At 70.5% G+C, this 20961-nt stretch carries 19 protein-coding genes; 8 read left to right on the forward strand and 11 right to left on the reverse strand.

All coding sequences use genetic code 11. The features are described 5' to 3' along the window. Positions 1-5: 5 nt before the first annotated feature. The 4 genes from WFJ97_RS09320 to WFJ97_RS09335 are packed head-to-tail and all read right to left on the reverse strand — an operon-like array spanning position 6 to position 4054. Positions 6-797: an SDR family NAD(P)-dependent oxidoreductase gene (locus WFJ97_RS09320; RefSeq protein ID WP_336641280.1), complete on the reverse strand. Its 792-nt coding sequence runs from the start codon at positions 795-797 to the stop codon at positions 6-8. Beyond that, positions 790-1887, reverse strand: coding sequence for a mandelate racemase/muconate lactonizing enzyme family protein (locus tag WFJ97_RS09325; RefSeq protein WP_336641281.1), 1098 nt, complete (start codon positions 1885-1887; stop codon positions 790-792). Before WFJ97_RS09325 ends, WFJ97_RS09320 begins: the two co-directional genes overlap by 8 nt. After that, on the reverse strand, positions 1884-2639 hold the full coding sequence (locus tag WFJ97_RS09330) for an SDR family NAD(P)-dependent oxidoreductase (RefSeq protein ID WP_247623865.1): 756 nt from the start codon (positions 2637-2639) through the stop codon (positions 1884-1886). Before WFJ97_RS09330 ends, WFJ97_RS09325 begins: the two co-directional genes overlap by 4 nt. After that, complete coding sequence (locus WFJ97_RS09335) at positions 2636-4054, reverse strand: hypothetical protein (RefSeq protein WP_336641282.1); 1419 nt, start codon at positions 4052-4054, stop codon at positions 2636-2638. Before WFJ97_RS09335 ends, WFJ97_RS09330 begins: the two co-directional genes overlap by 4 nt. A gap of 117 nt (positions 4055-4171) precedes the next feature. Here WFJ97_RS09335 and WFJ97_RS09340 point away from each other — a divergent pair, with 117 nt between their 5' ends. Genes WFJ97_RS09340 through WFJ97_RS09350 form a run of 3 tightly spaced genes read left to right on the forward strand, consistent with a single transcriptional unit; the run spans position 4172 to position 6357 of the window. Beyond that, positions 4172-4831 carry a GntR family transcriptional regulator gene (locus WFJ97_RS09340; protein ID WP_336641283.1) on the forward strand — a complete coding sequence of 220 codons (660 nt, stop codon included), beginning with the start codon at positions 4172-4174 and terminating at the stop codon, positions 4829-4831. Further along, entirely contained in the window at positions 4828-5661 is an 834-nt protein-coding gene (locus tag WFJ97_RS09345; RefSeq protein WP_336641284.1) for an SDR family NAD(P)-dependent oxidoreductase, read from the forward strand. The genes WFJ97_RS09340 and WFJ97_RS09345 overlap by 4 nt, the downstream gene beginning before the upstream one ends. A gap of 30 nt (positions 5662-5691) precedes the next feature. Beyond that, the gene (locus tag WFJ97_RS09350) at positions 5692-6357 is read left to right on the forward strand and encodes an SDR family oxidoreductase (RefSeq protein ID WP_247623869.1); all 666 of its coding nucleotides are present in this window, start codon (positions 5692-5694) and stop codon (positions 6355-6357) included. A gap of 184 nt (positions 6358-6541) precedes the next feature. Here the strand turns inward: WFJ97_RS09350 and WFJ97_RS09355 are convergent, their stop codons facing one another. The 7 genes from WFJ97_RS09355 to WFJ97_RS09385 all read right to left on the reverse strand — a co-directional run bounded on the left by WFJ97_RS09355 (position 6542) and on the right by WFJ97_RS09385 (position 15072). After that, positions 6542-8704, reverse strand: coding sequence for a peptidase C14 (locus WFJ97_RS09355; protein ID WP_336641285.1), 2163 nt, complete (start codon positions 8702-8704; stop codon positions 6542-6544). 102 nt (positions 8705-8806) lie between these two features. Then, positions 8807-9802 (reverse strand): hydroxyacid dehydrogenase, encoded by a 996-nt coding sequence (locus tag WFJ97_RS09360; protein ID WP_336641286.1) that lies wholly within the window; start codon positions 9800-9802, stop codon positions 8807-8809. Beyond that, on the reverse strand, positions 9799-10884 hold the full coding sequence (locus WFJ97_RS09365; protein WP_336641287.1) for a dihydrodipicolinate synthase family protein: 1086 nt from the start codon (positions 10882-10884) through the stop codon (positions 9799-9801). Before WFJ97_RS09365 ends, WFJ97_RS09360 begins: the two co-directional genes overlap by 4 nt. Continuing rightward, complete coding sequence (locus WFJ97_RS09370) at positions 10884-11918, reverse strand: NAD-dependent epimerase/dehydratase family protein (protein WP_247633273.1); 1035 nt, start codon at positions 11916-11918, stop codon at positions 10884-10886. Before WFJ97_RS09370 ends, WFJ97_RS09365 begins: the two co-directional genes overlap by 1 nt. Before the next feature lie 32 nt (positions 11919-11950). Then, positions 11951-12865: a carbohydrate ABC transporter permease gene (locus WFJ97_RS09375; protein WP_336641288.1), complete on the reverse strand. Its 915-nt coding sequence runs from the start codon at positions 12863-12865 to the stop codon at positions 11951-11953. Next, positions 12862-13767: a carbohydrate ABC transporter permease gene (locus WFJ97_RS09380; RefSeq protein WP_247633275.1), complete on the reverse strand. Its 906-nt coding sequence runs from the start codon at positions 13765-13767 to the stop codon at positions 12862-12864. Before WFJ97_RS09380 ends, WFJ97_RS09375 begins: the two co-directional genes overlap by 4 nt. Positions 13768-13836: 69 nt before the next feature. Continuing rightward, positions 13837-15072 (reverse strand): ABC transporter substrate-binding protein, encoded by a 1236-nt coding sequence (locus WFJ97_RS09385; protein ID WP_336641289.1) that lies wholly within the window; start codon positions 15070-15072, stop codon positions 13837-13839. A 190-nt stretch (positions 15073-15262) separates the two neighbouring features. Between WFJ97_RS09385 and WFJ97_RS09390 the strand changes: the two genes are divergently transcribed. The 5 genes from WFJ97_RS09390 (at position 15263) to WFJ97_RS09410 (ending at position 20916) form a co-directional block, all read left to right on the forward strand. Continuing rightward, on the forward strand, positions 15263-16429 hold the full coding sequence (locus WFJ97_RS09390) for an ROK family transcriptional regulator (RefSeq protein WP_247623877.1): 1167 nt from the start codon (positions 15263-15265) through the stop codon (positions 16427-16429). Continuing rightward, positions 16426-17430: a Gfo/Idh/MocA family protein gene (locus WFJ97_RS09395; protein ID WP_336641290.1), complete on the forward strand. Its 1005-nt coding sequence runs from the start codon at positions 16426-16428 to the stop codon at positions 17428-17430. The genes WFJ97_RS09390 and WFJ97_RS09395 overlap by 4 nt, the downstream gene beginning before the upstream one ends. Continuing rightward, a complete protein-coding gene (locus tag WFJ97_RS09400; protein ID WP_336641291.1) occupies positions 17427-18443 on the forward strand; it encodes a Gfo/Idh/MocA family protein in 1017 nt (338 codons plus the stop codon). Before WFJ97_RS09395 ends, WFJ97_RS09400 begins: the two co-directional genes overlap by 4 nt. 604 nt (positions 18444-19047) lie before the next feature. Further along, entirely contained in the window at positions 19048-20049 is a 1002-nt protein-coding gene (corA, locus tag WFJ97_RS09405; RefSeq protein ID WP_336641292.1) for a magnesium/cobalt transporter CorA, read from the forward strand. 138 nt (positions 20050-20187) lie between these two features. Continuing rightward, positions 20188-20916, forward strand: a complete 729-nt coding sequence (locus WFJ97_RS09410) for an SGNH/GDSL hydrolase family protein (RefSeq protein ID WP_336641293.1) — start codon at positions 20188-20190, stop codon at positions 20914-20916. Positions 20917-20961 lie beyond the last annotated feature (45 nt).

Raw genomic sequence — 20961 nt, forward strand, 5'->3', positions numbered from 1 at the left:
TCGGCTCAGCCGTCGAAGCGCTCGCGCAGCGCGGGGTCGACGGCGACGTCGCCGAAGGATGCCGTCCACGCTCCGTCGACCGCGATCGACTGCCCCGAGAGGTACGGCGCCGCGTCCGACAGCAGGAACGCGGTGACCGCTGCGACCTCCTCGGCTCGCGCGATGCGCCCCATGGGCGGCCCCTCGGACAGTGCGCGCTCGGCGGCTATCGGGTCGACGGATGCCGCGATCTGCGCCTCGAGGTGCGGAGTGCGCACCCCGCCCGGTGCGACCGTGTTCGCACGGATGCCGAGTGCTCCGTAGGTCACCGCCACACTGCGGCTGAGCGCATCGATGCCGCCCTTCGTGAACTCGTAGGCGGCGTGGTCGACGAACGACGCCCGCCCATGGATCGAGCCGATGTTCACGATCGCCCCGGCGATGCCCTGATCCACGAAGGCCGAGACCGCGGCGGAGCACCCCCAGAGGTATCCGAAGCCGTTGATGTCGAGGATCTCGCGCACGACCTCCTCGTCGAGCGCGTGCAGCGGTGTGCGCTTCGTGATCCCCGCGTTGTTCACCCACCCCGCCAGCGGCGCGAGACCTCGGGCGACCGAGGCCGCCCGCTCGTGCACGGCACGATCCGCCGCGTCGCCGAGCACCACTTCGGCCACGACACCCGCCTCGATCGTCCCCGAGCCGGGCGAGCGCTCGAGCCCGACCACGACCCAGCCGTCGGCCGTCAGCCGCTCCGCGATCGCGCGGCCGATGCCCTTTCCGCTCCCGGTCACCACGACACTGCGCATCGCATCAGTCATCACCCTCTCCTCCCGAGAACGCGCCGAGATCGAAGACCCCCGGATCGAGGGTGAACCCGAGGCCCGCGGCATCCGTCGGCCTGACCGTGCCGTCGAACACCGGCCCTCCGACGATGAACGACGGCGCCGGGTCGTAAGGGTTCGTGCCGCGCGCGAAGGTCTCGACGCCGACGCCGAGATGCGCCGTGACCTCGGGATACACGTGACCCGACACCGGAACACCACGATCCGACGCCCAGGCGATGAGTTCGCGGGCCGGCGTCACTCCTCCGATCGCCACCACGTCGAGGCGCAGCACGTCGACGGCCTCGGCCTCGACCAGTGCGCGCAGCACGGCGGGGTCGGTCACCTCGTCGCCGACGGACACGCGCAGCCCGCTCTCGCGGCGGATGCGCGCGCACCCCGCGGCGTCCTCCGGGAGCAGCGGGTCCTCGAGCCAGGCGAGGCGCGGGTCTCCCCACTGCGCGATCTCGGCCAGCGCCTCGTCGGCATCGCGCCAGCCGAAGCCGACATCGACGACGAGACCGGTCCCCGGCGGCAGATCATCGCCGAGCAGGGCCAGCAGTTCGCGCATGTATGCCGGATCAGGCATACGCGAGATCTTCACCTGCGACCACCCGTCCGCCTGGGCGAGCACCTCGTCGGCGACCTCTCGGGGCGCACGCGCCGCCGAGGGGTAGGCGGCCACGAGCATCGCGTCGCGCGGGGCGTCCCCCGTGCCGAGCATCCGCCACAGGGGCATCTCCGCCCGTCGCGCGGCGACATCCCACAGCGCGATGTCGACCAGTCCGATCGCTCGGCGCACCAGACCCACGCGCCCGACGATCGCGCTGCCGCGCAGCATCCGGTCCCATGTCGCGGCCGGATCGTCGGCATCCGCTCCGATCGCGTGCCCCGAGACGAGCCGCTCGACGATCTCGGCCATCGGCGCCTCGCGCGACAGGCAGTAGGCGATGCCCGAGAAACCATCGGCGTCGGATGCGCGCACCGCGCTGTACTCGCGCCGGGTCACCGTCATCGCCCCGAGGTGCAGGGGCGCCGGAAGGGGCAGCACCGCCGTCGCCGTGTCGATGCGCGCGATGCCGGTCATGCGGGCTTCTTCGCGAGCGGCACACCGTAGTCGACGAGGAATCCGCCGTCGACGTACAGCGTCTGCCCGTTCATGTAACGCGATTCGTCGGACACGAGGAAGCTCACGGCCGCCGCGATCTCGCTCGCCTCGGCCAACCGCCGGGCCGGGATGCGCGACAGGATCGTGTCGAGGCTGAGCGTGCCCGCCTCGACGCCCTGACGGAACACCCCGGTGTCGACGTAACCCGGGGCGACCGCGTTGACCCGCACGCCGCGCGCGGCCCACTCGGCACCGGCGGTCGCGGTGAGACCGATCACGGCGGCCTTGGTCGTGGCGTACGGCGCGCGTCCGGCCGAGCCGCGCGACGAGATCGACGAGATGTTCACGATGCGGCCATCCCCGCGCTCGAGCATCCGGCGTCCGGCCGCCTGCAGCGCCGAGAAGACGCCGTGCAGGTTCACGTCGACGACCGCCTGCCATTCGCTCCACGTGAGGTCTTCGATCCCGCGATGCCGCTGGATCCCGGCGTTGTTCACGAGCACTTCGATGGGCCCGAGCTCGGCTTCGATGTCGCCGAACACGCGATCGACGCCGTCGTGATCGGTGACGTCGAGCTCGCGCCAGAGGATGCCGGCGGGGTTCTCACCGGCGGTGAGTCCGGGCACGCGATCGGCGGCGACGACGAGGTAGCCGTCGGCCGCGAGACGCTGGCCGATCTCCCAGCCGATGCCGGCGGAGCCTCCGGTGACGATGGCGACGAGACGGGTCATTTCTCTCCTGGGGTCGTGGTCGCCAGAAGCGCGGCGACGAGGTCGGTGGCGTGCTTCTCGAGAAGCTCGAGAGCGCCGGGGGCGAGCGGGGTCTGCCAGGCCTGGTAGGCGCCGCGGTCGTAGGCGTCGCGCGTGGGGAGGTACACGAAGCCGGGTCCGTTCGTGAGATTCATCACGACGATCGGGTTCTCGGGGAACCTCGCGCGCAGGGTCGTCTGCAACCGCGAGTACGCCTCGCCCGGGTGTCCGATGATCACCGCATCGCCGAGACGCCATGCCCACACGGGGTGCGCGACGGTCGGACCGTCGATGTACCCCTCGCGCAGATTGCGCGCGCGCCCGAGGCGCTCCTCGCGGGAGCGCGGATCGATGTCGGCCCACTCGCGCGCCAGATCGTCGAGCGTCGGCAGGTCGCGCAGGGGGAGGGAGACGGATGCCGTGACGCCGGCCGAGCGCCCTTCGTCTCGTCGCTCCGCTCCTCGCTCGGGGACCCGTTTGCGCCCCGCCCACACCGCCAGCGGCGCACCCGACTCGACGATGCGATCGAGCGTGAGTTCCTCGCCGGGAACCGGCAGCGCGTCCACCGCCGCGAGCACGGCGTGCCCGAGCGAGCGGCCGTGTCGATCGGCCACCGTCACGTCTCCCGTGTACTGCTCGCGCGGGGCGAGTTCGCCCGACGCGCCCTGCACGAACAGGCACGGGGCACCGGTCGCCGCCTCCACGACCTCGCGCATCGCGCCCACGTAGTCGGGCGACACCGCACGACTCTGCCACGCGAGCGTCGTCGGGTGGCAGGCGTAGTTCACGAGCGTGGCGCGCACGCGACCTGCGACGCTCACCCGACCGATCACGACGGTGTCGTCGGCGACGGCATCCGGGTGGAAACCCACGAGCGCACGCCCGTCGAGATCGAGTTCGCGGTCGGCGGCGAGGGTGCAGCGTCCGGTCGTCCATTCGATCAGGCCGGCCTCGGCGGTGCTCAGCGCCTCGCGTCCGGCCGCGATGCCCGCGGCGGCGAGCGCATCGAGGTACCCGGGGATGAGCTCACCGCCGGGCAGATGCGCGTCGGCGGCGCAGAGCACGGCGCCCGCGTGCGTGTGCGAGAGCGAGAGCATGAGCTGGTCGGGAGCGAGCCCGAGGCCCGCCAGGATCGCCCCGCGCACCCCCTGCTCGTCGGCGACCCGTCGCCACCAGGTGCCGTCGACCGCGAGCAGAACACGCGGACGGTCGTCGTCGCCGATCATCGCGAGGGCCGTCAGCTCGAACGGCCGATGCGCGCCCTCGGAGCGCTCCCAGTCGGCGGGCCCCCAGTTCTTGGCGCGGATGCCGGTGGGCGGCGTGATGTCTCGGCGCGCCAACCCGACCCGCAGCGCGCTGCGCGGAATGCGGATGCTGTCGCCCAGAGCGGTGTTCATCGTGGGTGCTCCCGTCGTTCGGCCGTCTCATCGACCGATGCCATAGCATCGGTGCGAGCGTGCGACCTCGGAACCCCGAGCTCCGCCGATCGCCGCCCGTTCGGAAGGACTCCCCCGATGCGCACCGTGTCAGACCAGAACATCGCCGAGCAGGTCGCCGACGAGCTGCGCGCCGCGATCCACTCCGGCGAGCTCGCCCCCGGCGAGCGCCTGGTCGAGCGCAAGCTCGCCGATCGCCTCGGCGTCAGCCACATCCCGGTGCGCGAAGCCCTCACGCGGCTCGCCGAGGAGCGGCTCATCGTGCGCGAACCCCGCCGGGGTGCACGGGTCGCGGAGTTGACAGCATCCGATCTCGACGACATCTCGAGCCTGCGAATCGTGCTCGAGCAGTTCATGGCGATCCGGGTGCAGGAGCGGTGGAACGCGGATGCCGCGGCGCGCCTCGAGACGATCGTCACCGCGATGGGCGCCGCCGCCCCCGGCGACGTCGACGAGGTGCTGCGGCAGGACCGGCTGTTCCACGAGACGCTCGCGGATCTGGCGGAGCACCGCTTCCTCGACGAGGTCAGCGCGCAGCTGCGCGGACGCATCGTCGGGTTCATCCGCGCCGCGAACGCCGCCCTCGACGTCGACGAGCAGGAGGAGCACGTGCGCAGCCACCAGGAGATCGTCGACGCGCTCGCGAGCGGCGACCCCGACCGCGTGCGCGCCGTCGTCGCCGGGCACATCACCCGAGCGGTCGAACGCATCACCCCGACGACAGGAGCAGACGCATGACCGCCAGAACGATCGTCCTCACCGGAGCATCCGACGGCATCGGCGCGGCCGCGGCCCGCCAGCTCGCCGCGACCGATCACCGACTGATCCTCGTGGGGCGCTCGCCCGAGAAGACGAAGGCCGTGGCCGACGACACCGGCGCCGAGTACTTCTTCGCCGACTTCGCCCGCCTCGACGACGTGCGCGAGCTGGCCGCGAAGCTGACGGATGCCGTGGGCGCCGACGGCATCCACGTGCTGGCGAACAACGCCGGCGGCATCTTCGGTGACCGCACGCCCACGGTCGACGGTTTCGAGAAGACCATCCAGGTCAACCACCTCGCGCCGTTCCTGCTGACGAACCTGCTGATGCCGACGCTGCTGGCGTCGAAGGCGGCGGTGATCAACACGTCGAGCGTCGGGCACCGGCTCTTCGGGCACATCGACGTCGAGGACCTCGACAACTCGAAGAAATTCAGCGCCAACAAGGCCTACGGCGACGCGAAGCTCGCGAACGTGCTCTTCACGAAGAGCCTGCACACGAAGTTCCACCCCGACGGCTTGAGCTCGGTGGCCTTCCACCCCGGCACCGTGCAGACGAACTTCGCCTCGGACTCGTCGAGCCTGATGCGGCTCGTCTACCGGAGTTTCCTCGGCAGGCTGCTGCTCACGAGCACAGAGGAGGGCGGCGCGATCCTGCGCTGGTTCATCGAGGGAACTCCCGATGAGACGTGGTTCTCGGGGGCGTACTACGACGAGCGCACGCTGTCGTCGAAGACCAACCCGCAGGTCGACGACCCCGCCCTCGCCGAGGCCCTCTGGCAGCGCAGCGCCGAGCTCGTCGGGGTGTAGGGGATCCGGCGACTTCGATACCCTTCCGGAATGCCTCTCGCACTCGTCACCGGAGCCGCACGGTCGAACAGCATCGCCGCGGGAATCGTGCCCCGTCTGCGCGCCGACGGCTGGACCGTCGTGACCAGCGACCTCGACAGCGGCGACCACCCCGCCGACCTCTCCGACCCGGCCGCGCCCGAAGCCCTGATCGACCGTGTGCGTCGCGACCACGGCGAGCTCTCGGCCCTGGTCCTGAGCCATGCCCACGACGTGGAGTCGGGCATCCTCGACACGACCGCGGAGAGCTTCGACCGGCACGTCGCGGTCAATGCGCGCGCGAGTCTGCTGCTCATCGCCGCCTTCGCGCGTCAGGTCGGGCCCGACGGCGGTGCGGTCGTGGCCTTCACCAGCGACCACACCACCGGCAACCTCCCCTACGGAGCATCCAAGGGCGCACTCGACCGCATCGTGATCTCGGCCGCCCGCGAGCTGGGCCCGCAGGGCATCTCGGCGAACGTCGTCAACCCGGGGCCGATCGACACCGGATGGATGGACGACGAGATCCGCGATGCGCTGACCCCGATGCATCCGCTCGGCCGTGCCGGCACGCCGCGAGACATCGCCGGCATCACCGCCTTCCTGCTCTCGCCCGAGGGCCGTTGGATCTCCGGCCAGCTCCTGCACACCGACGGCGGCTTCTCGGCCCGCTATTGACGCGGATGCCGCGCGGCGGGGCCCTTCGACAAGCTCAGGGACCCAGGTCTGCGCGCGGCGGGGCCCTTCGACAAGCTCAGGGACCCAGGTCTGCGCGCGGCGGGGCCCTTCGACAAGCTCAGGGACCCCGTCGCAAGAAACTGGGTCGCTGAGCCTGTCGAAGCGCCCCCCACGCATGAGCACCTCAGACCGTGACGTTCGCGGTGTCGACGACGCGGTCGCCCGCGGCGGGGAAGTCCGTGCGCGTCACGCCGGACTCGACGTTGGCGGTGTGCACGAGCGTCGAGGACGACCCGAAAGCCCCGTCGCCGAGTTCGATCGCGCCGCCCTCGAAGCGGTTGCCGACCGCGCGGTAGTGCGTGGCGCCGGTGGTGATCGACACGTGCGTCGCCGCCCCCTCGGCGCGGAACGTGCTGTCGGACAGCGCCACGTGCAGCTCGCCCGCTCCGGTGCGCGCCAGGCCCGTGCCACCGACGTTCACGACGTCCGACCCCGCGACCTCGATGGTCTGGCGCTCACCCCGCGCCGCCGCCACACGGGCGTTGCGCAGGGTCGAGCCCTCGAACCGCAAACGCTCCGACTGCGACACGATCGGTGCGGCGTCGTCCGCTCCCACGAGCGTCGACCCCCGGAACGTCACGGCACCCGGGCCCGTGATCTTCAGTCCGCCCACCCCGCTGAGCACCGTGTCGACGAAGGTGACCGGGGTGGTGACGGCCGCACTCGTCAGCTCGCCGCCGGCCGCGACGAAGGTGACGTGCGAGCCCTCGATGAGGTTCGGCCGCGACGAGGCATCCGACTGCTGGGTGATGATGAGCGTGTCGGATGCCGTGCACCCGCGCAGCTGCGCACCGTCGGCGTTGATCCACAGCATGCCGGAGCCCGCGAGCGACGGCTTGCCGATGACCTGCACGTCTTCGAGCGTGAGGTCGGTGATGCGCACGCGGGCGACGAACCACGAGCACACGTGCTTGCGCACCGTGATGCGCTTGGCCGCCGAGCCCCACGCCGCGCCGGAGTTCGCGAAGGTCATGAGCCCCGAGTTGCCGGTGTAGGTGAGGTCGTGCTCGTACTGGCCGTGGGTGACGAACGGCCCCTGGTCGTCACCGTCGCCGTGGCAGTTCTCGACGAGGCAGTAGGCGCTCGCGGTGAAGTCGTTGAGGTGGCGCGCGTTGGCCGTATGGCAGTTCGCGACGTAGCCGTAGAGGCAGTAGATCTGCTGCGTCAGGTACCCGGCACCGCCCCAGGTCACCGAGGTGGGGTTCTTGAGCGTGCAGCTCACGGTCGAGTAGTAGGTGTTCCAGCGACGCTGGATCAGCGGCCAGAAGGTGCCGGTTCCGTCGATGTGGTCGACGTCGCAGCGCACCGCGTACTCGAAGGCGAGGGGGTGCGACCCGGTGTACTCGTCGGTCCCGGTGCCGAGGAACTTCAGGTTCGAGACCGTCACGTCCTGCACGGGCAGCACGTGACGCCAGGTCATCGTGCGGTCGGCGGCGAGCGGCCAGCCGTTCTTGTAGTTGATGCGGATGTGCGTGCCGTCGACGATCTGCGTCACCTGCACCAGTCTCTGCAGCTCGCGCTCCCAGCGGCCGGCGAGCGCGTTCACCTCGGCCGCGTACCAGTCGCCGACCGTGAAGAACGACGAATCGGCGACCGGGAAGACGTCGCCGAGGTCGGGCACGACCTCGTTCAGGCGCGCCTCCTGCGCCGCACCCGTCACCTCGCCCTGGAAGAACATCACGGCGGCGAACGGGTCGTCCTTGCCGGCGTTCTCGATGCCGACGGTCGTCATCAGGTGGTTGCCGAAGTCGAAGGCGATGCCCGAGCGGCGGAAGATGTGCCGACGCACGAAGTTGAGGTCGCTGTGCGCCTCGACGCGGTGGATGCTCGGATCGTTCACCATCGCATCGAGCGCATCATCGGCGTTCACGCTCGCGTCCATGATCCCGAACGCGCGGAAGTCGACGACGCCGTGATGCACGAGCACCCACGCGCCTTCCTTCCGCGCGGCGATGACGGTGCCGCCGTTCACGGCCGGGGCGTCCTTCTTCACGAAGCGGTAGAGGCCGTGGCCACCGTCACCCGGCACCGCGTAACCGCTCGTGCGTACGAGGTCGCCCGCCTTGCCCTTGAGCGAGGGCAGGTCGGTCGCGAGACCGGCGTTGCCGACGTCCTTCGAGCCCGAAGAGCTCATCGGCGCCGCCGGGCCGGCGGCCTGCGCGGGTGTCTGCACCGCGACCGCCGCCACACCGCCGAGGGCGGCGGCGCCGAACCCGGCGAGCAGCATGCGTCTGCTGCGCAGCGCGGCGGTCGAGGTGGTGCTGTCGGTGTCGTGCGTGATCGTCATGTCGTACCTCCTTGCGGCAGCGTGGCCGCGGTCGGGCGTGCGGCCTCGCGGTCGTCACGCAACATCCGGTTCAGTCCCCAGAGCCCCCAGAGGTCTTCGGCTTCATGCCATCGACGCCAAGTGCGCGCGATCGACGGCATGGGCGAGCGGTCGGCCCGAAGTGAAGCGATCGAGCTCGTCGGCCACGATGCGCCCCTGGCGCAGCCGACCCTCGGTCGTGCCGGCCGCCCGGTGCGGCGTGAGCAGCGCGCCGGTCAGCGTGCGCAGCGGATGCTCCGCTCCGAGGGGCTCCTCGTCGAACACGTCGATCGCGGCGCTGAGGCGCCCCGCTCGCACTTCGTCGACGAGCGCCTCCTCATCGACGAGCCAGGAGCGCGCGGTGTTCACGAGACCGGCGCCGTCGGGCATCAGAGCCAGTTCCCGGCCTCCGATGAGATGGTGCGTCTCGGGCAGCGTCGGCGCGTGCACGGCGACGATCCGCGCGCGCTCGATGGCGTCGTCGAGTGCGACGAGTTCGGCACCCAGAGCGGATGCCGCGGCCCGATCGAGCGTCGGGTCGACGAGCAGCGGACGCGCGCCCAGCAGCCGGATGAGTTCGAGGTAGGCGCGACCCGTGCGCGATGCCCCGATCACCGCGATCGGGGCGTCGAGGATCTCGTGCTGCGCCGGGACGCCCGCGTCCCAGCCGCCGCCGCGCAGCCCGTTGTGCATCTCGGGCACGCGATGCAGCAGCGCGAGCGTGAAGGCGAGCGACACCTCCGCGACCGATCGCGCCATGCCCGCCCCCGCCTGCGTGACGACGACGCCCCGGTCGAACAGCTCCGCGGTCGCGAACGCCTTGATCGAGGCACCCGTGTGCGCGACGAGCTCGAGTCGCGGCATCCGGTCGAGCACTGCGGCGTCGAACGGATCGATGCCCCAGCTCGTGATCACGACGCGCACCTCGTCGAGCGGCGCATCCGTCAGCCGATCCACCCGCACGAACGATCCCCCCAGCCGCCCGGCGACCCCCTCGAGGCGATCGGCATCGTCGGGCGAGATGAACTCCGCGTACAGCGCCTCGGGCACCACCGCGACCACGACGGGGAGGGCGCTCATCGCAACCAGTCCTCGCGGTGCGCGGCGATGAACGCGTCGTCGTTCAGCGCGGGGTAGGCCCGGCGTACCCGGGCGATCTCCTCGGCCTGCCCGGGGGAGAGGCCCTCGGCGGGGTCGAGGCACCAGGTGCCCTCGAGCAGACCCTGCTGTCGCAGCATCTCGTGCACTCCCGCGATCACGCCGTGGAAGTCGTTGCCCGGGTCGAACACCGCCTGGTTGACGTCGACCATGTCGGAGGCGAGGAGGCTCAGCTCGCGATAGGCCGCGGCGTCCCCCGCCATCGCGCGGTGCGCCTTCTCGAGCAGCGCGACCGCGGCGCGCGTGCCGACGGCCCACTGGCCCAGCAGTCCGCCGACGAAGCGCAGCGTGCGCGGCCCGTCGGGCGACTCGACGTGGAACTCCGCGAGCAGGTCGGCGACGATCGCATCGTCGTTGCCGGTGTACAGCGCGATCTCGTCGGCACGGCCGGATGCCGCGACCCCGCGCACCAGTTCGAGGGTGCGGTAGCGGTCGAAGGGCGCCGCCTTCACGGCCACGACCGCGGGGATCGCCGCGAACTCGCGCCAGAAGTCGCGGTCGAGAACCGGTCCGCCGATCGCGGTCTGCAGGTAGAAGCCCACGAGCGGAAGCACCTCGCCGACGGCGCGGGCGCGGTCGAGCAGCGCGCGTTCGTCGGCACCCGCGACGCGTGGGCTGATGAGCACCGCGTCGTAGCCGAGCGAGCGTGCGAGCTCGGCTTCGGCGACCGCCTGCGCGGTGTCGCCGGCCACACCCGCGATGCGCACGAGAGCGGGATCGGAGCGGGCATCCATCTCTTCGGCCGCGAGCGCGAGCACCGGCTCGAAGAGGGCGTGCTCGGGGTCGCGGATCTCGAACTGCGTGGTGTGCACGCCGACGGCGAGGCCCCGGGCCCCGGCGTCGAGGTAGTAGCGCGACAGGGCGCGCTGGCGACGCTCGTCGAGTGTGCGATCGGCGGTCAGTGCGAGCGGATGCGCGGGGATCACCGCGCCGCGGGCCAGAGTGGCCGCGGCTTCGGGACGCAGCGACGGCACGGTCGCGGTACGCGCGGCGGAGGTCGCCATCAGAACTTCCCGTCCCGCACGGCCCACTTGGTGGGCTTGGCGATCATGGGCAGGCCGCCCGCGATCCAGTCGGCCTGCATCGCGATGAGCGTCTCGGCCGACACCGACGGGTAGCCGAACAGCGCCATGCACCGACGCGCATCGCTGAGCAGCGCGGTCGGCTGGGGCTCGTCGACGAGGTCGACCTCGCGGTCGAACAGCGCTCCGAAGCGGCGGGCGATCGACTCGACGCTCAGCAGCTCGGGGCCGGTGAGGTTGATCGTGAACGGGTCGGTGGAGGCGTGGTTCAGACTGCGCAGCACCACCTCGTTCGCGTACCCCTGCCAGATCACGTTGACGTTGGCGGTGGCGACCGACACCGGCTCACCCGCGTTCACCGCGCTGCCGATGTCGGCGAGCACGCCGTAGCGCAGATCGACGGCGTAGTTGAGGCGGATGATCGCGACCTTCGTCCCGCGCTCCTGCGCACCGAACTCGAAAACCCGCTCGCGTCCGAGGCACGACTGCGCGTACTCGCCGATCGGTGCGGGAGCGAGCTCTTCCGATGCTCCGCCCGACGACGCCGGCACGAAGGGGTAGACGTTCCCGGTCGACAGCACCGAGATCGCGCTGTCGCGGTAGCGACGGGCGACCCGGTCGGGCAGCGCCGCGTTGACCTCCCACGCCCACGAGGCGTTGGTCGCGGCCCCGAACTTCGCCCCCACCATGAACACCACGTTCGGGGCATCCGGCAGCGACGAGAAGTCGTCGTTCTCGATGAGATCGAACGGCACGACGCGCACACCGGCCCTCTCGAGGCGCGCGCGGATCTCGGCGTCGCCGAACCGCGAGACGGCGTAGACCGCATCGGCCTCACGGCCCGCGGCATCCATTCCGCGACGGGCCAGCATCGCGAGGGTCGGGCCCATCTTTCCGCCGGCCCCGAGGATGACGAGGTCGCCCGAACCGCTCGCGAGGTCGTCGACGAGCGCGTCGCTCGGTGTCGCGAGGGCCTCCTCGAGATCGGCCTCGGAGGTGAAGTGGCGCTGAGGCATGTGGTGCTTTCCCTTCTTCTCAGCTGGTGTCTCTAGCCCTTGATGCCGGTGCCCGTGACGCCCTCCTGCACGTAGCGCTGAGCGATCAGGTACGCGAGGAAGATGGGCAGCAGCGCGACGACCGACCCCGCGAGCATCGTGCTCAACGGGACGTTCTGCTGCTGCAGCGACGAGATGCCGACGGTGAGGGTGAACATCGAGTTCGACTTGGCGATGATGAGCGGCCACAGGAAATCGTTCCAGTGCCACAGGAACACGAAGATGCCGAGGGTCGCGAGGATCGGCTTGCACAGCGGCAGGACGATGCGCAGGAAGATGCGGAACTCGCCCGCACCGTCGATCCGCGCGGCCTCGAACAGTTCGTCGGGCAGCCCCTGGATGAACTGGCGCATGAGGAAAACGGCCTGCGCGTTCGCGAGCGTCGGCAGGATGAGGCCCCAGTAGGTGTCGATGCCGCCGAGGTTCGCCATCAGGATGAACGTCGGGATGAGGGTGACGTGGAACGGCACCATCACCATCGCGAGGAACGACCAGAACATCACCTCCTTGCCGCGGAAGCGCTTCTTGGCGAACGCGTACCCGGCGAGCGCCGACAGGAACAGCACGGCGACGACCGAGACGAGCGAGTAGACGAGCGTGTTGAACAGCCAGCCGAGGATGTTCTGCCCGCCCAGCACCTGCTCGTAGGACTCGAAGGAGATGTCGGTCCAGGGGATCAGCGATCCGGGAAGGTCGACCACCATGCCGGGCTTGAGGCTCAGCACGATCATCGCGTAGAAGGGGAAGAAGCTCAGGATGCCGGCGAGGCTCAGCCAGATCCACCGCACGACCACGCCCATGCGGGTGGGTTCGAGGGCGCGGAACGAGCGGTGGCGGCGCGGGGCGGCCGGCTTCTGCGGCGGCGCCGAGACCGGCGTCTGCGTGGGCGGCTGGATCAGGGCGGTCATTTCTGCTTTCCGATCACGAGGCGCTGGATGAGGGCGACCACGAGGGTCATGACGAAGAGGGCGACACCGACCGCGGCCGCGTAGCCGTAGTCGAAGTACCGGAAGCCCTGGTCGTAGAGCAGGTAGACGAGCGAGTAGCTGGCGTTCGCCGGCCCACCCTGGGTCATCACGTAGATGACGTCGAAGACCTGGAAGGCGGCGGTAGTCTCGATCACCGCGAGGAAGAAGAACGTGGGGCGCAGGTACGGCAGCACGATGTAGCGGAAGCGTTTCCACGCCCCTGCCCCGTCGACCAGCGCCGCCTCCTCGAGCTCGCGAGGGACGTCCTGCAGGGCCGCGATGATGATCATCATCCCGTAGCCGAACCGCGACCAGACGCCCACGACGACGATCGCGGGGATGACGAGCACGGTGCTGCCGAGCCACGAGCCGCCGAGCCCGAGCGGAGCCATGAGCTGCGACCAGGGCCCGTTGCTCGAGAAGATCCAGACGAAGATGCTGCCCGCGAGCACGAGCGAGGTGATGACGGGGAGGAAGAAGATCGACCGGAAGAACCGCGCGCCGCGGAACGCGCGTCGCACCCCCAGCGCCATGATCGTCGAGAGCGCCAGGGAGATCGGCACGGCGAAGACGGTGTAGACGAGCGTCGTGCCCATCGCCCGCCAGAAGAGCGGATCGGCGACGAGTCGCTGGAAGTGGTCGAGACCCCGCCACGCGATCTCACCGGAGATGTCGTAGTCGAAGAAGCTCAGCGCGACGCCGGCGATACTGGGGCCGAAGCGGAACGCGATGAAGAGCAGGAAGGCGGGGAGCACGAAGAGGAACGCCACCCGCGCCTCGCGCCGGGCGAGCAGGCGGGTCACCGTGCCCTGCGGCTTCTTCGGCATGGTTGCCGTCGTCATGAGAACCTCACGTCGGGTCGGGAAGGGACGGGGGTGCGCAGCGGATGCCGCGGCGCACCCCCGTGGTCACTACTTGATGAGCGGGGCCGCGGCGGTCGCGGCATCCTTCAGCGCGTCGGCCGGGGACTTCTGACCCAGCAGCGCCGCCTGGATCTCGGGGGCGAGCACGCCCATGAGCGCACGCGAGCTCTCGTTCAGGTCGCCCACCGTCGTGTCGGGCACGTACTTCTCGACCTCGCCGAGGAGCGGGTCGTCGGCGTAGAGCGGCTCGGTGGTGCTGAGCGCCGAGAAGTACCCGGCGGCGGTGAGGTAGGGCTCGACGACCTCGGCGCTGGTGGCGTACTCGGCGAACTTCGCCGCGGCATCCTGCGCCTTCGATCCCTTGAGCACAGAGAGCGAACCGACCGTGCCGTAGGCCACCGACTTCTCATCGGTGAGCGGAGCGAGCACCTTGACGTTCTCCTCGCCCCAGAACGGAGCGACCTCGGTCACGCCGTTGTTCCAGGTGCAGGCGACCTTGCCCTGAGCGATCGCGGTCTGCTCGAGCGGCACGTTGGTGGTGAGCGCCTCGGGGTCGAGGGCCCCCGCCTCGGCCAGATCGGTGATGAAGGTGAGCGCCTCTTCGCCGGCCTTGCTGTCGAAGCCGACCTCGCCGTCGTCGTAGACCTGCCCCCCGGCCTGCCAGAGCAGCGGGTAGAAGGTGAGGTTGAGGGTGTTCTCCGCCGACGCCGGGTAGTTCAGCACGTACATGTCGGCCGCCGTGAACTCCGGCGCGATGTCGATGATGTCGTCCCAGGTCTCGGGGTACTCGGTCACGCCCGCGGCCTCGAAGGCGGCGGCGTTGCAGATGAGCGGCTGGGCGCTGGTCAGGATCGGCGCCCCGAGGATGTCGCCGTCGATCGTGACGGACTCCTTGACGTTGGGGAGCAGGTCGTCCTGCCGCTGCTCGCTGAGCAGGTCGTTGAGCGGGGCGATCGACGACTGGTACGCCGACAGCTGGTCGGGGATGAGGTAGACGACGTCCGGACCCTTGCCCGCGGCGATCGCCGTCTGCAGGGACTCGTCGCGGTTGGCCCACGGGAAGATCTCGTAGTTCACGTCGATGCCGTCGTTCTCGGCCTCGAAGGCCTCGATCGTCGAGTCCCAGAAGTCCTTGTGCACCGCCTCGTCGGCGATGACCGGGTAGAGCCAGACCGTGATGCTCTGGTCTCCTTCAGCGGTGCTTCCTCCGCCGGCCGAACATCCGGCCAACAGGGTGGCGGTCGCGACTCCCGCGACGACGCCGGTGATCTTGCTGACGCGCATGGTGCTCCTTTGCTTGAACCGTGCTGAGTACGGTTCATTATGACATCGGGATGGGATAATTCGTCAAGGACAAGTTCTCAGACGGTTGTTTCCGCCGTGTTTCCGGCTCGAGAACGTCCGAGCCTGATCTGAGAATCCGGTGTGCTAACTTGTTCGCACACCGACCACGTCGATGAAGAGAGGACCGCACATGGGCGTGTCAGGCCAGCTGTCGATCGTCGCGCGATCCGCGCTGCAGCTCCGCGATGGCGGGCCCTCGACGGTCAACGACCTCTCCCGGTCGCTCGAGATCTCGCGCACCTCGGTCGAGAACGCCGTGTCGGTGCTGAGCGATTCGGGGCTGATCGTCGACGCCCCCGTCGCGAGCGTCGGCGGAGCCGGCCGCCCCGCGCGGCACTACTCGTTCCACGCCGAGGCGGGCACCGTCGTCGGAGTCGACATCGGCGTCGCGAGCGTGCGCGTGCTCCTCTCCGACCTCGCCGGCCGCGTGATCGCCCAGCGCAGCTTCCCCGGGGTCGAAGCGCACCCCGACGGCGCCGCCAAGCTCGCGGCCGTGATCGACGACGTGCGGCAGACACTGGGCGGAGCATCCGTCGCCTCGTCCCGCGTGCGGGCCATCGGCGTCTCGCTCCCCGGTCTGGTCGACGACGCCGGCCGCGTGGTGCTCTCGGTCGTGATCCCCGAGTGGTCGGGCGCCGACATCGGTGCGCAGCTGCGTCAGGCGTTCGGCTGCCCCGTCTCGGTCGACAACGGCGTGCGACTCGCCGCGGTCGCCGAGCACCACCTCGGGGTGGCACAGCTCGTCGACGACGTCATCTACCTCTCGGTGGGTAACCGCATCTCGATGGGACTCATCCTCGGCGGGCGCCCGCGGCGCGGCATCCACAACGCCGCCGGCGACATCGGCCGTCTCGCCTTCCGCGGCCTCAACACCGAGACCGGGCAGATCTCGTGGCGCACCGCCCCGACGGCCGCGGAGGTGTTCGCCGCCGCGCGGGCCGGGGACCGTGCCGCGCAGGACGAGCTGGACGACTTCATCGAGGAACTCGCGCACGGCATCGCGACCCTCACGATGACCGTCGACCCCGCCATGATCGTGATCGGCGGCGGTCTGTCGGCGGCGCACGAGCAGCTGCTCGATCCACTGCGCCAGGCGCTCCCCCGGCATCTCGGACTGCCGTTCCAGGTGCCCCTCGCCGAAGCGCGCCTCGGCGGTGAGGCCGCGGCGCACGGCGCCGTCGTGCACGCCTTCCAGCGGCACGCCGCCGACATCTACGGCATCGACGACATGCCGGTCCCGCCCATCACCCCGCTGCCGCACGACACGGCATCGCCCACCCCCGAGGAGACGAAGTGAGCACCCTGAAGGTCGGACTCATCGGAGCCGGCGGCATCTCGCGCGTGCACGCCGACGCCTGGAGGGCGCTGGGCGCACAGGGCTACGTGACCTCGCTGGCGGGTGCCGAGGAGATCGCCGAGGAGTACGGGTTCGAGCTCGTCGCCGATGTCGACGCGCTGATCGACCTGGTCGACCTCGTCGACATCGTGACTCCCAGCAGCACGCACGCCGACTTCGCGCTGCGCGCCATCGCCGCCGGCCGCGACGTCGTCTGCGAGAAGCCGCTGGCGGCGACGTCGATCGACGCCGCACGGGTGACGGATGCCGCGGCCGCCGCGGGTGTGCGCCTCTTCCCCGCGCACGTCGTGCGTTACATGGGCGAGTACGCGCAGATCAAGGCCGCCGTCGACGCGGGCCGCATCGGAACTCTCGCCGTGCAGCGGTTCAGCCGGGCCGGTGCCGCGCCGCAGTCGCCGTGGTTCTTCTCCGAGAGCGCGGGAGGCGGGTTGATCCGCGACCTCATGATCCACGACATCGACCAGGCCCTGTGGTTCGCGGGAGACGTGTCGCAGGTGTTCGCGGTGCAGAACCCGCCGACGATCGACGACCGCGTGCCCGCTCCCGTCACCTCGCACATCGTGCTGACGCACGCGAACGGGGTCATCAGCCACATCCACGGCAGTTGGGTCGCCCCGGGCATCCCGTTCCGTACGAGCGTCGAGGTCGCGGGCTCCGAAGGACGCCTGCGATACGACAGCGCCGAGGACCGCACGCTGCGCACGGATGCCGCAGCCCTCCCCGGTGCCACCGACTACCTGCCGCCGATGTCGCCGCAGGACAGCCCGTACTACGCCGAGATCGCCGATTTCGTGGCAGCGCTGCGCGAGGGGCGGGAGGCGCGGGTGACACCGGCCGACGGCATCCGCGCGGTCGCCGTCGCCGAGGCGGCGATCGCGTCGATCGCCGCCGGGACGCCCGTCTCCCCTGTTCCCTCGCCGACCGAGGAGGTCGTCCGATGACCACGCCCCTGCGGATCGCCGTGCTGTCGTTCGCGCATACGCACGCCCTCAGCTACGTGCACGCCCTGTCGGCGATGCCCGACATCGAGCTGATCGCGACCGACCCCGACGGGGCATCGGCGCCGGATGACGCGCCGCGCGGGGCCGCACTGGCCGCCGAGCTCGGCGTCGCGTACGTCGAGACCTACGACGAGGCGTTCGCCTGGAAGCCGGATGCCGTCGTCGTCGCGGCCGAGAACTCCCGGCACCGGGCGCTGGTCGAGCGCGCCGCCGCCGAAGGAGTGCACGTGCTGTGCGAGAAGCCGCTCGCGACGACGGTCGAGGATGCCGTCGCGATGCGCACCGCCTGCGACGACGCCGGAGTGATCCTCATGGTCGCCTACCCCGTGCGCTTCGCGCCCGCCGTGCGCGACGCGATCGCCGAGCTGCGCAGCGGACGCCTCGGCCGGGTGCTCGGTGTCACCGGCATCAACAACGGCAAGCTGCCGCAGGATCGCGCGTGGTTCACCGACCCGTCGCTGGCCGGCGGCGGGGCTCTCGTCGACCACGTCGTGCACTGCGCCGATCTGCTCGACGACCTGCTGGGTGAGCGCACCGCGTCGGTGAGGGCCGTGTCGAACGGCATCCTGCACGGCCAGCGCGACCTCGCCGTCGAGACCGGAGGGCTCGTGACCCTGCAGTACCCGAGCGGCGTCATCGCCACGATCGACTGCTCGTGGAGCTGGCCGATGAGTTCGGCGACCTGGGGCGGACTCACCCTGCAGGTCGTCGCCGAGCGCGGCACCGTCACCGTCAGCCCGTTCGCGAAGGGCGTGGCCGGGCACGACGCGGCGGGCGAGACCTGGGACCCGATCGGCGCCGACCTCGACGCCCTGCTGCTCGAGGAGTTCGTCGCGGCCGTGCGCGCCGGGCGTCAGCCGCAACCCGACGCCGGTGTCGGCATCCGCACCGTCGAGATCGTGAAGGCCGCCCAGGCCTCCGCTCTGCGCGGCGGCGAGGTCGTCACCCTGTAGGCCGGCTGGCCCTTGTAGCCCGGCTGGCCCTTCGCTGAACTGGGTCCCTGAGCCTGTCGAAGGGCCCCGCTCCGGGCGGAGATCATCGCGTTGGGCGGAAGCATCCACCCGATTCCTCCGCCCAACGCCGAGTTCTCCGCCCGAGACGTCGCCCCTCCCCCGCGCACAACGCAGGAGTTCTCCCGCAGCACAGGAGCGGATGCCGCACACGCTCCTCCGTTGCGCGAGAACTCCTCCCGAGCGCGCGGGCGGGATGCTTCGACAGGCTCAGCAACCCGGTTCCGAGACCCGCAGCGCCCCTGCGCTGAACTGGCTCCCTGAGCCTGTCGAAGGGTCCCAGCACGCAGAAACCTGCCAGAACCGAGGAGTATGCTCTCCCCTTGGGTCGAGTGACCCGATGAGTCCCGAAAGGCGGTGATGGCGATGTCCGACGATAGTAACGACGCCGCCCTCGCTGCGTCGCGACTCCCTGCGCTCGCGCGTTGAGCATCCGCTCCGCGTTCGCACGTCGATCTCCGCAGTCCCGGGTGGCGTCCTCCGCATCCTGACGATTCCGCGCGCCCGACCCCGGTCGGTGCGCGCCTGCGAGAGAAGAAGCACTCCTATGGCCCTGATCGACAACGGCGTGTACGTCCACGGACGTCGCGTGGAGACCCCCCAGAACCTCGACGAGACCTACCGCATCCTCGACTCCGTCGGTGGCATCGCGTGGATCGGTCTCTACCGACCGAGCCCCGAAGAGGTCGCCTCGGTCGCGCGCGAGTTCGATCTGCATCCGCTCGCCGTCGAAGACGCGCTCTCGGGCCACCAGCGCTCCAAGGTCGAGCGCTACGGCGACACGCTCTTCGCGGTGCTGCGGCCGGCGCGCTACCGCGACGAGCAGGAGTCCGTCGAGTTCGGCGAGCTGCACCTGTTCGTCGGCCCCGACTTCGTGGTGACGATCCGCCACGCCGAGTCGCCGAACCTCGCGGCCGTGCGGCGGCGGATGGAGGCGCACCCCGAGCTGCTCGCAATGGGACCCGAAGCCGTGCTCTACGCGATCCTCGACGAGGTCGTCGACGAGTACGAGCCGATCGTCGCGGGGCTCGAGAACGACATCGACGAGATCGAGGACCAGCTCTTCGGCGACAGCGACGACGACGCGCTCTCCCGGCGCATCTACGAGCTCTCGCGCGAGGTCATCAACTTCCAGCGGGCGGTGCACCCGCTCACCGGCATGCTCGAGTGGCTGCGCCGAGGGTCCGACAAGTACCGCATCGACGAGGAGCTGCAGCGGTCGCTGCGCGACGTGCTCGACCACACGATCCGCGTGAACGAGCGGGTCGACTCGTTCCGCGCGATCCTCGAGAACGCGCTGCGCGTGCACTCCGCTCTCGTCGCCCGTCGTCAGACCGACACGAGCATCGCGCAGAACGACGAGATCAAGAAGATCTCCTCGTGGGCGGCGATCATCTTCGCCCCCACGCTCGTCGGCACCGTCTACGGCATGAACTTCGAGATCATGCCCGAGCTGCACTGGGCGTTCGGCTACCCGCTCGCCCTCGGCGCGATGGCGGCGTTCGCGATCGGCCTCTTCGGGATCTTCAAGTACAAGCGCTGGCTCTGAGCGCGGCGCCGCGCGCCCCGGGAGGAGAACTCGGCTTCCGCAGGAGGCATCCGCTCTTTCGATCCTGCGGAGCGTGAGATCTCCTCCCGTTGCGTGGCCGCATGCACGACGTCGGATGCTGTGGATAGGGTCGGAGGCGTGTCCGACACCACCGCCCCCACCGCTGCATCCGATCTCGCCCGCCTCACCGACCTGCTCGCGGGCGGCGACCCGCTGACCTGGGTGATCACCGGAGACTCGATCACCCACGGCCTCGTCTTCACGCAGGGCGGCCGCAGCTACGCCGAGCACCTGCACGAACTCGTTCGCGGTGAGCTCGAGCGGGTGCGCGACATCGTCGTGAACTCGGCGATCAGCGGGCATCGGATCGTCGACATCCTCGGAGACTTCGAGCGCCGGGTGTCGTCGTGGCGGCCCGATGTCGTGACGCTGATGATCGGCACGAACGACCTCTCGACCGGTGGACCGCAGCCGGTCATCTCACCCGAGGAGTACGCCGCCTCGCTGCGCGAGTTCGTCGCACGGGTGCGGGCGCTCGGCGCGATCGCGGTGCTGCAGACCCCGCCGCCGATCGACGTCGCCAACGCTCCGGAGCGCGCCCGTGTCGCCGAATTCGCGGATGCCGTGCGGCAGGTCGCCGCGGGCGAAGACGTCATCCTCGTGGATCAGTACGCCCGGCTCATCGAGCTCGGCGCCGGCGGCATCCCGTGGGGCCTGATGGGCGACCCGTTCCACCCGAACGCGGCCGGGCACGCCGCCCTCGCGCTCGAGATCGCGACGGTGCTCGGCATCCGCCCGAAGCCGGAGCGCTCACGCACGCTGCCGCTGCTCGAGGCGCAGGTCGGCGCGGCGCGCATCTACAGCTGAGCGGTCGCGCGGGGTGGCCCTTCGACAGGCTCAGGGACCCCGTGA

Origin of the sequence: Microbacterium sp. USHLN272 (assembly GCF_037149655.1) — a bacterium.
Lineage (GTDB): Bacteria > Actinomycetota > Actinomycetes > Actinomycetales > Microbacteriaceae > Microbacterium > Microbacterium galbinum.

Excerpts from the sequence above, each read along its gene's own strand:
- WFJ97_RS09320 (WP_336641280.1), bottom strand. The coding sequence starts at position 797 with ATGACTGATGCGATGCGCAGTGTCGTGGTGACCGGGAGCGGAAAGGGC.
- WFJ97_RS09325 (WP_336641281.1), bottom strand. The coding sequence starts at position 1,887 with ATGACCGGCATCGCGCGCATCGACACGGCGACGGCGGTGCTGCCCCTT.
- WFJ97_RS09330 (WP_247623865.1), bottom strand. The coding sequence starts at position 2,639 with ATGACCCGTCTCGTCGCCATCGTCACCGGAGGCTCCGCCGGCATCGGC.
- WFJ97_RS09335 (WP_336641282.1), bottom strand. The coding sequence starts at position 4,054 with ATGAACACCGCTCTGGGCGACAGCATCCGCATTCCGCGCAGCGCGCTG.
- WFJ97_RS09340 (WP_336641283.1), top strand. The coding sequence starts at position 4,172 with ATGCGCACCGTGTCAGACCAGAACATCGCCGAGCAGGTCGCCGACGAG.
- WFJ97_RS09345 (WP_336641284.1), top strand. The coding sequence starts at position 4,828 with ATGACCGCCAGAACGATCGTCCTCACCGGAGCATCCGACGGCATCGGC.
- WFJ97_RS09350 (WP_247623869.1), top strand. The coding sequence starts at position 5,692 with ATGCCTCTCGCACTCGTCACCGGAGCCGCACGGTCGAACAGCATCGCC.
- WFJ97_RS09355 (WP_336641285.1), bottom strand. The coding sequence starts at position 8,704 with ATGACGATCACGCACGACACCGACAGCACCACCTCGACCGCCGCGCTG.
- WFJ97_RS09360 (WP_336641286.1), bottom strand. The coding sequence starts at position 9,802 with ATGAGCGCCCTCCCCGTCGTGGTCGCGGTGGTGCCCGAGGCGCTGTAC.
- WFJ97_RS09365 (WP_336641287.1), bottom strand. The coding sequence starts at position 10,884 with ATGGCGACCTCCGCCGCGCGTACCGCGACCGTGCCGTCGCTGCGTCCC.
- WFJ97_RS09370 (WP_247633273.1), bottom strand. The coding sequence starts at position 11,918 with ATGCCTCAGCGCCACTTCACCTCCGAGGCCGATCTCGAGGAGGCCCTC.
- WFJ97_RS09375 (WP_336641288.1), bottom strand. The coding sequence starts at position 12,865 with ATGACCGCCCTGATCCAGCCGCCCACGCAGACGCCGGTCTCGGCGCCG.
- WFJ97_RS09380 (WP_247633275.1), bottom strand. The coding sequence starts at position 13,767 with ATGACGACGGCAACCATGCCGAAGAAGCCGCAGGGCACGGTGACCCGC.
- WFJ97_RS09385 (WP_336641289.1), bottom strand. The coding sequence starts at position 15,072 with ATGCGCGTCAGCAAGATCACCGGCGTCGTCGCGGGAGTCGCGACCGCC.
- WFJ97_RS09390 (WP_247623877.1), top strand. The coding sequence starts at position 15,263 with ATGGGCGTGTCAGGCCAGCTGTCGATCGTCGCGCGATCCGCGCTGCAG.
- WFJ97_RS09400 (WP_336641291.1), top strand. The coding sequence starts at position 17,427 with ATGACCACGCCCCTGCGGATCGCCGTGCTGTCGTTCGCGCATACGCAC.
- corA (WP_336641292.1), top strand. The coding sequence starts at position 19,048 with ATGGCCCTGATCGACAACGGCGTGTACGTCCACGGACGTCGCGTGGAG.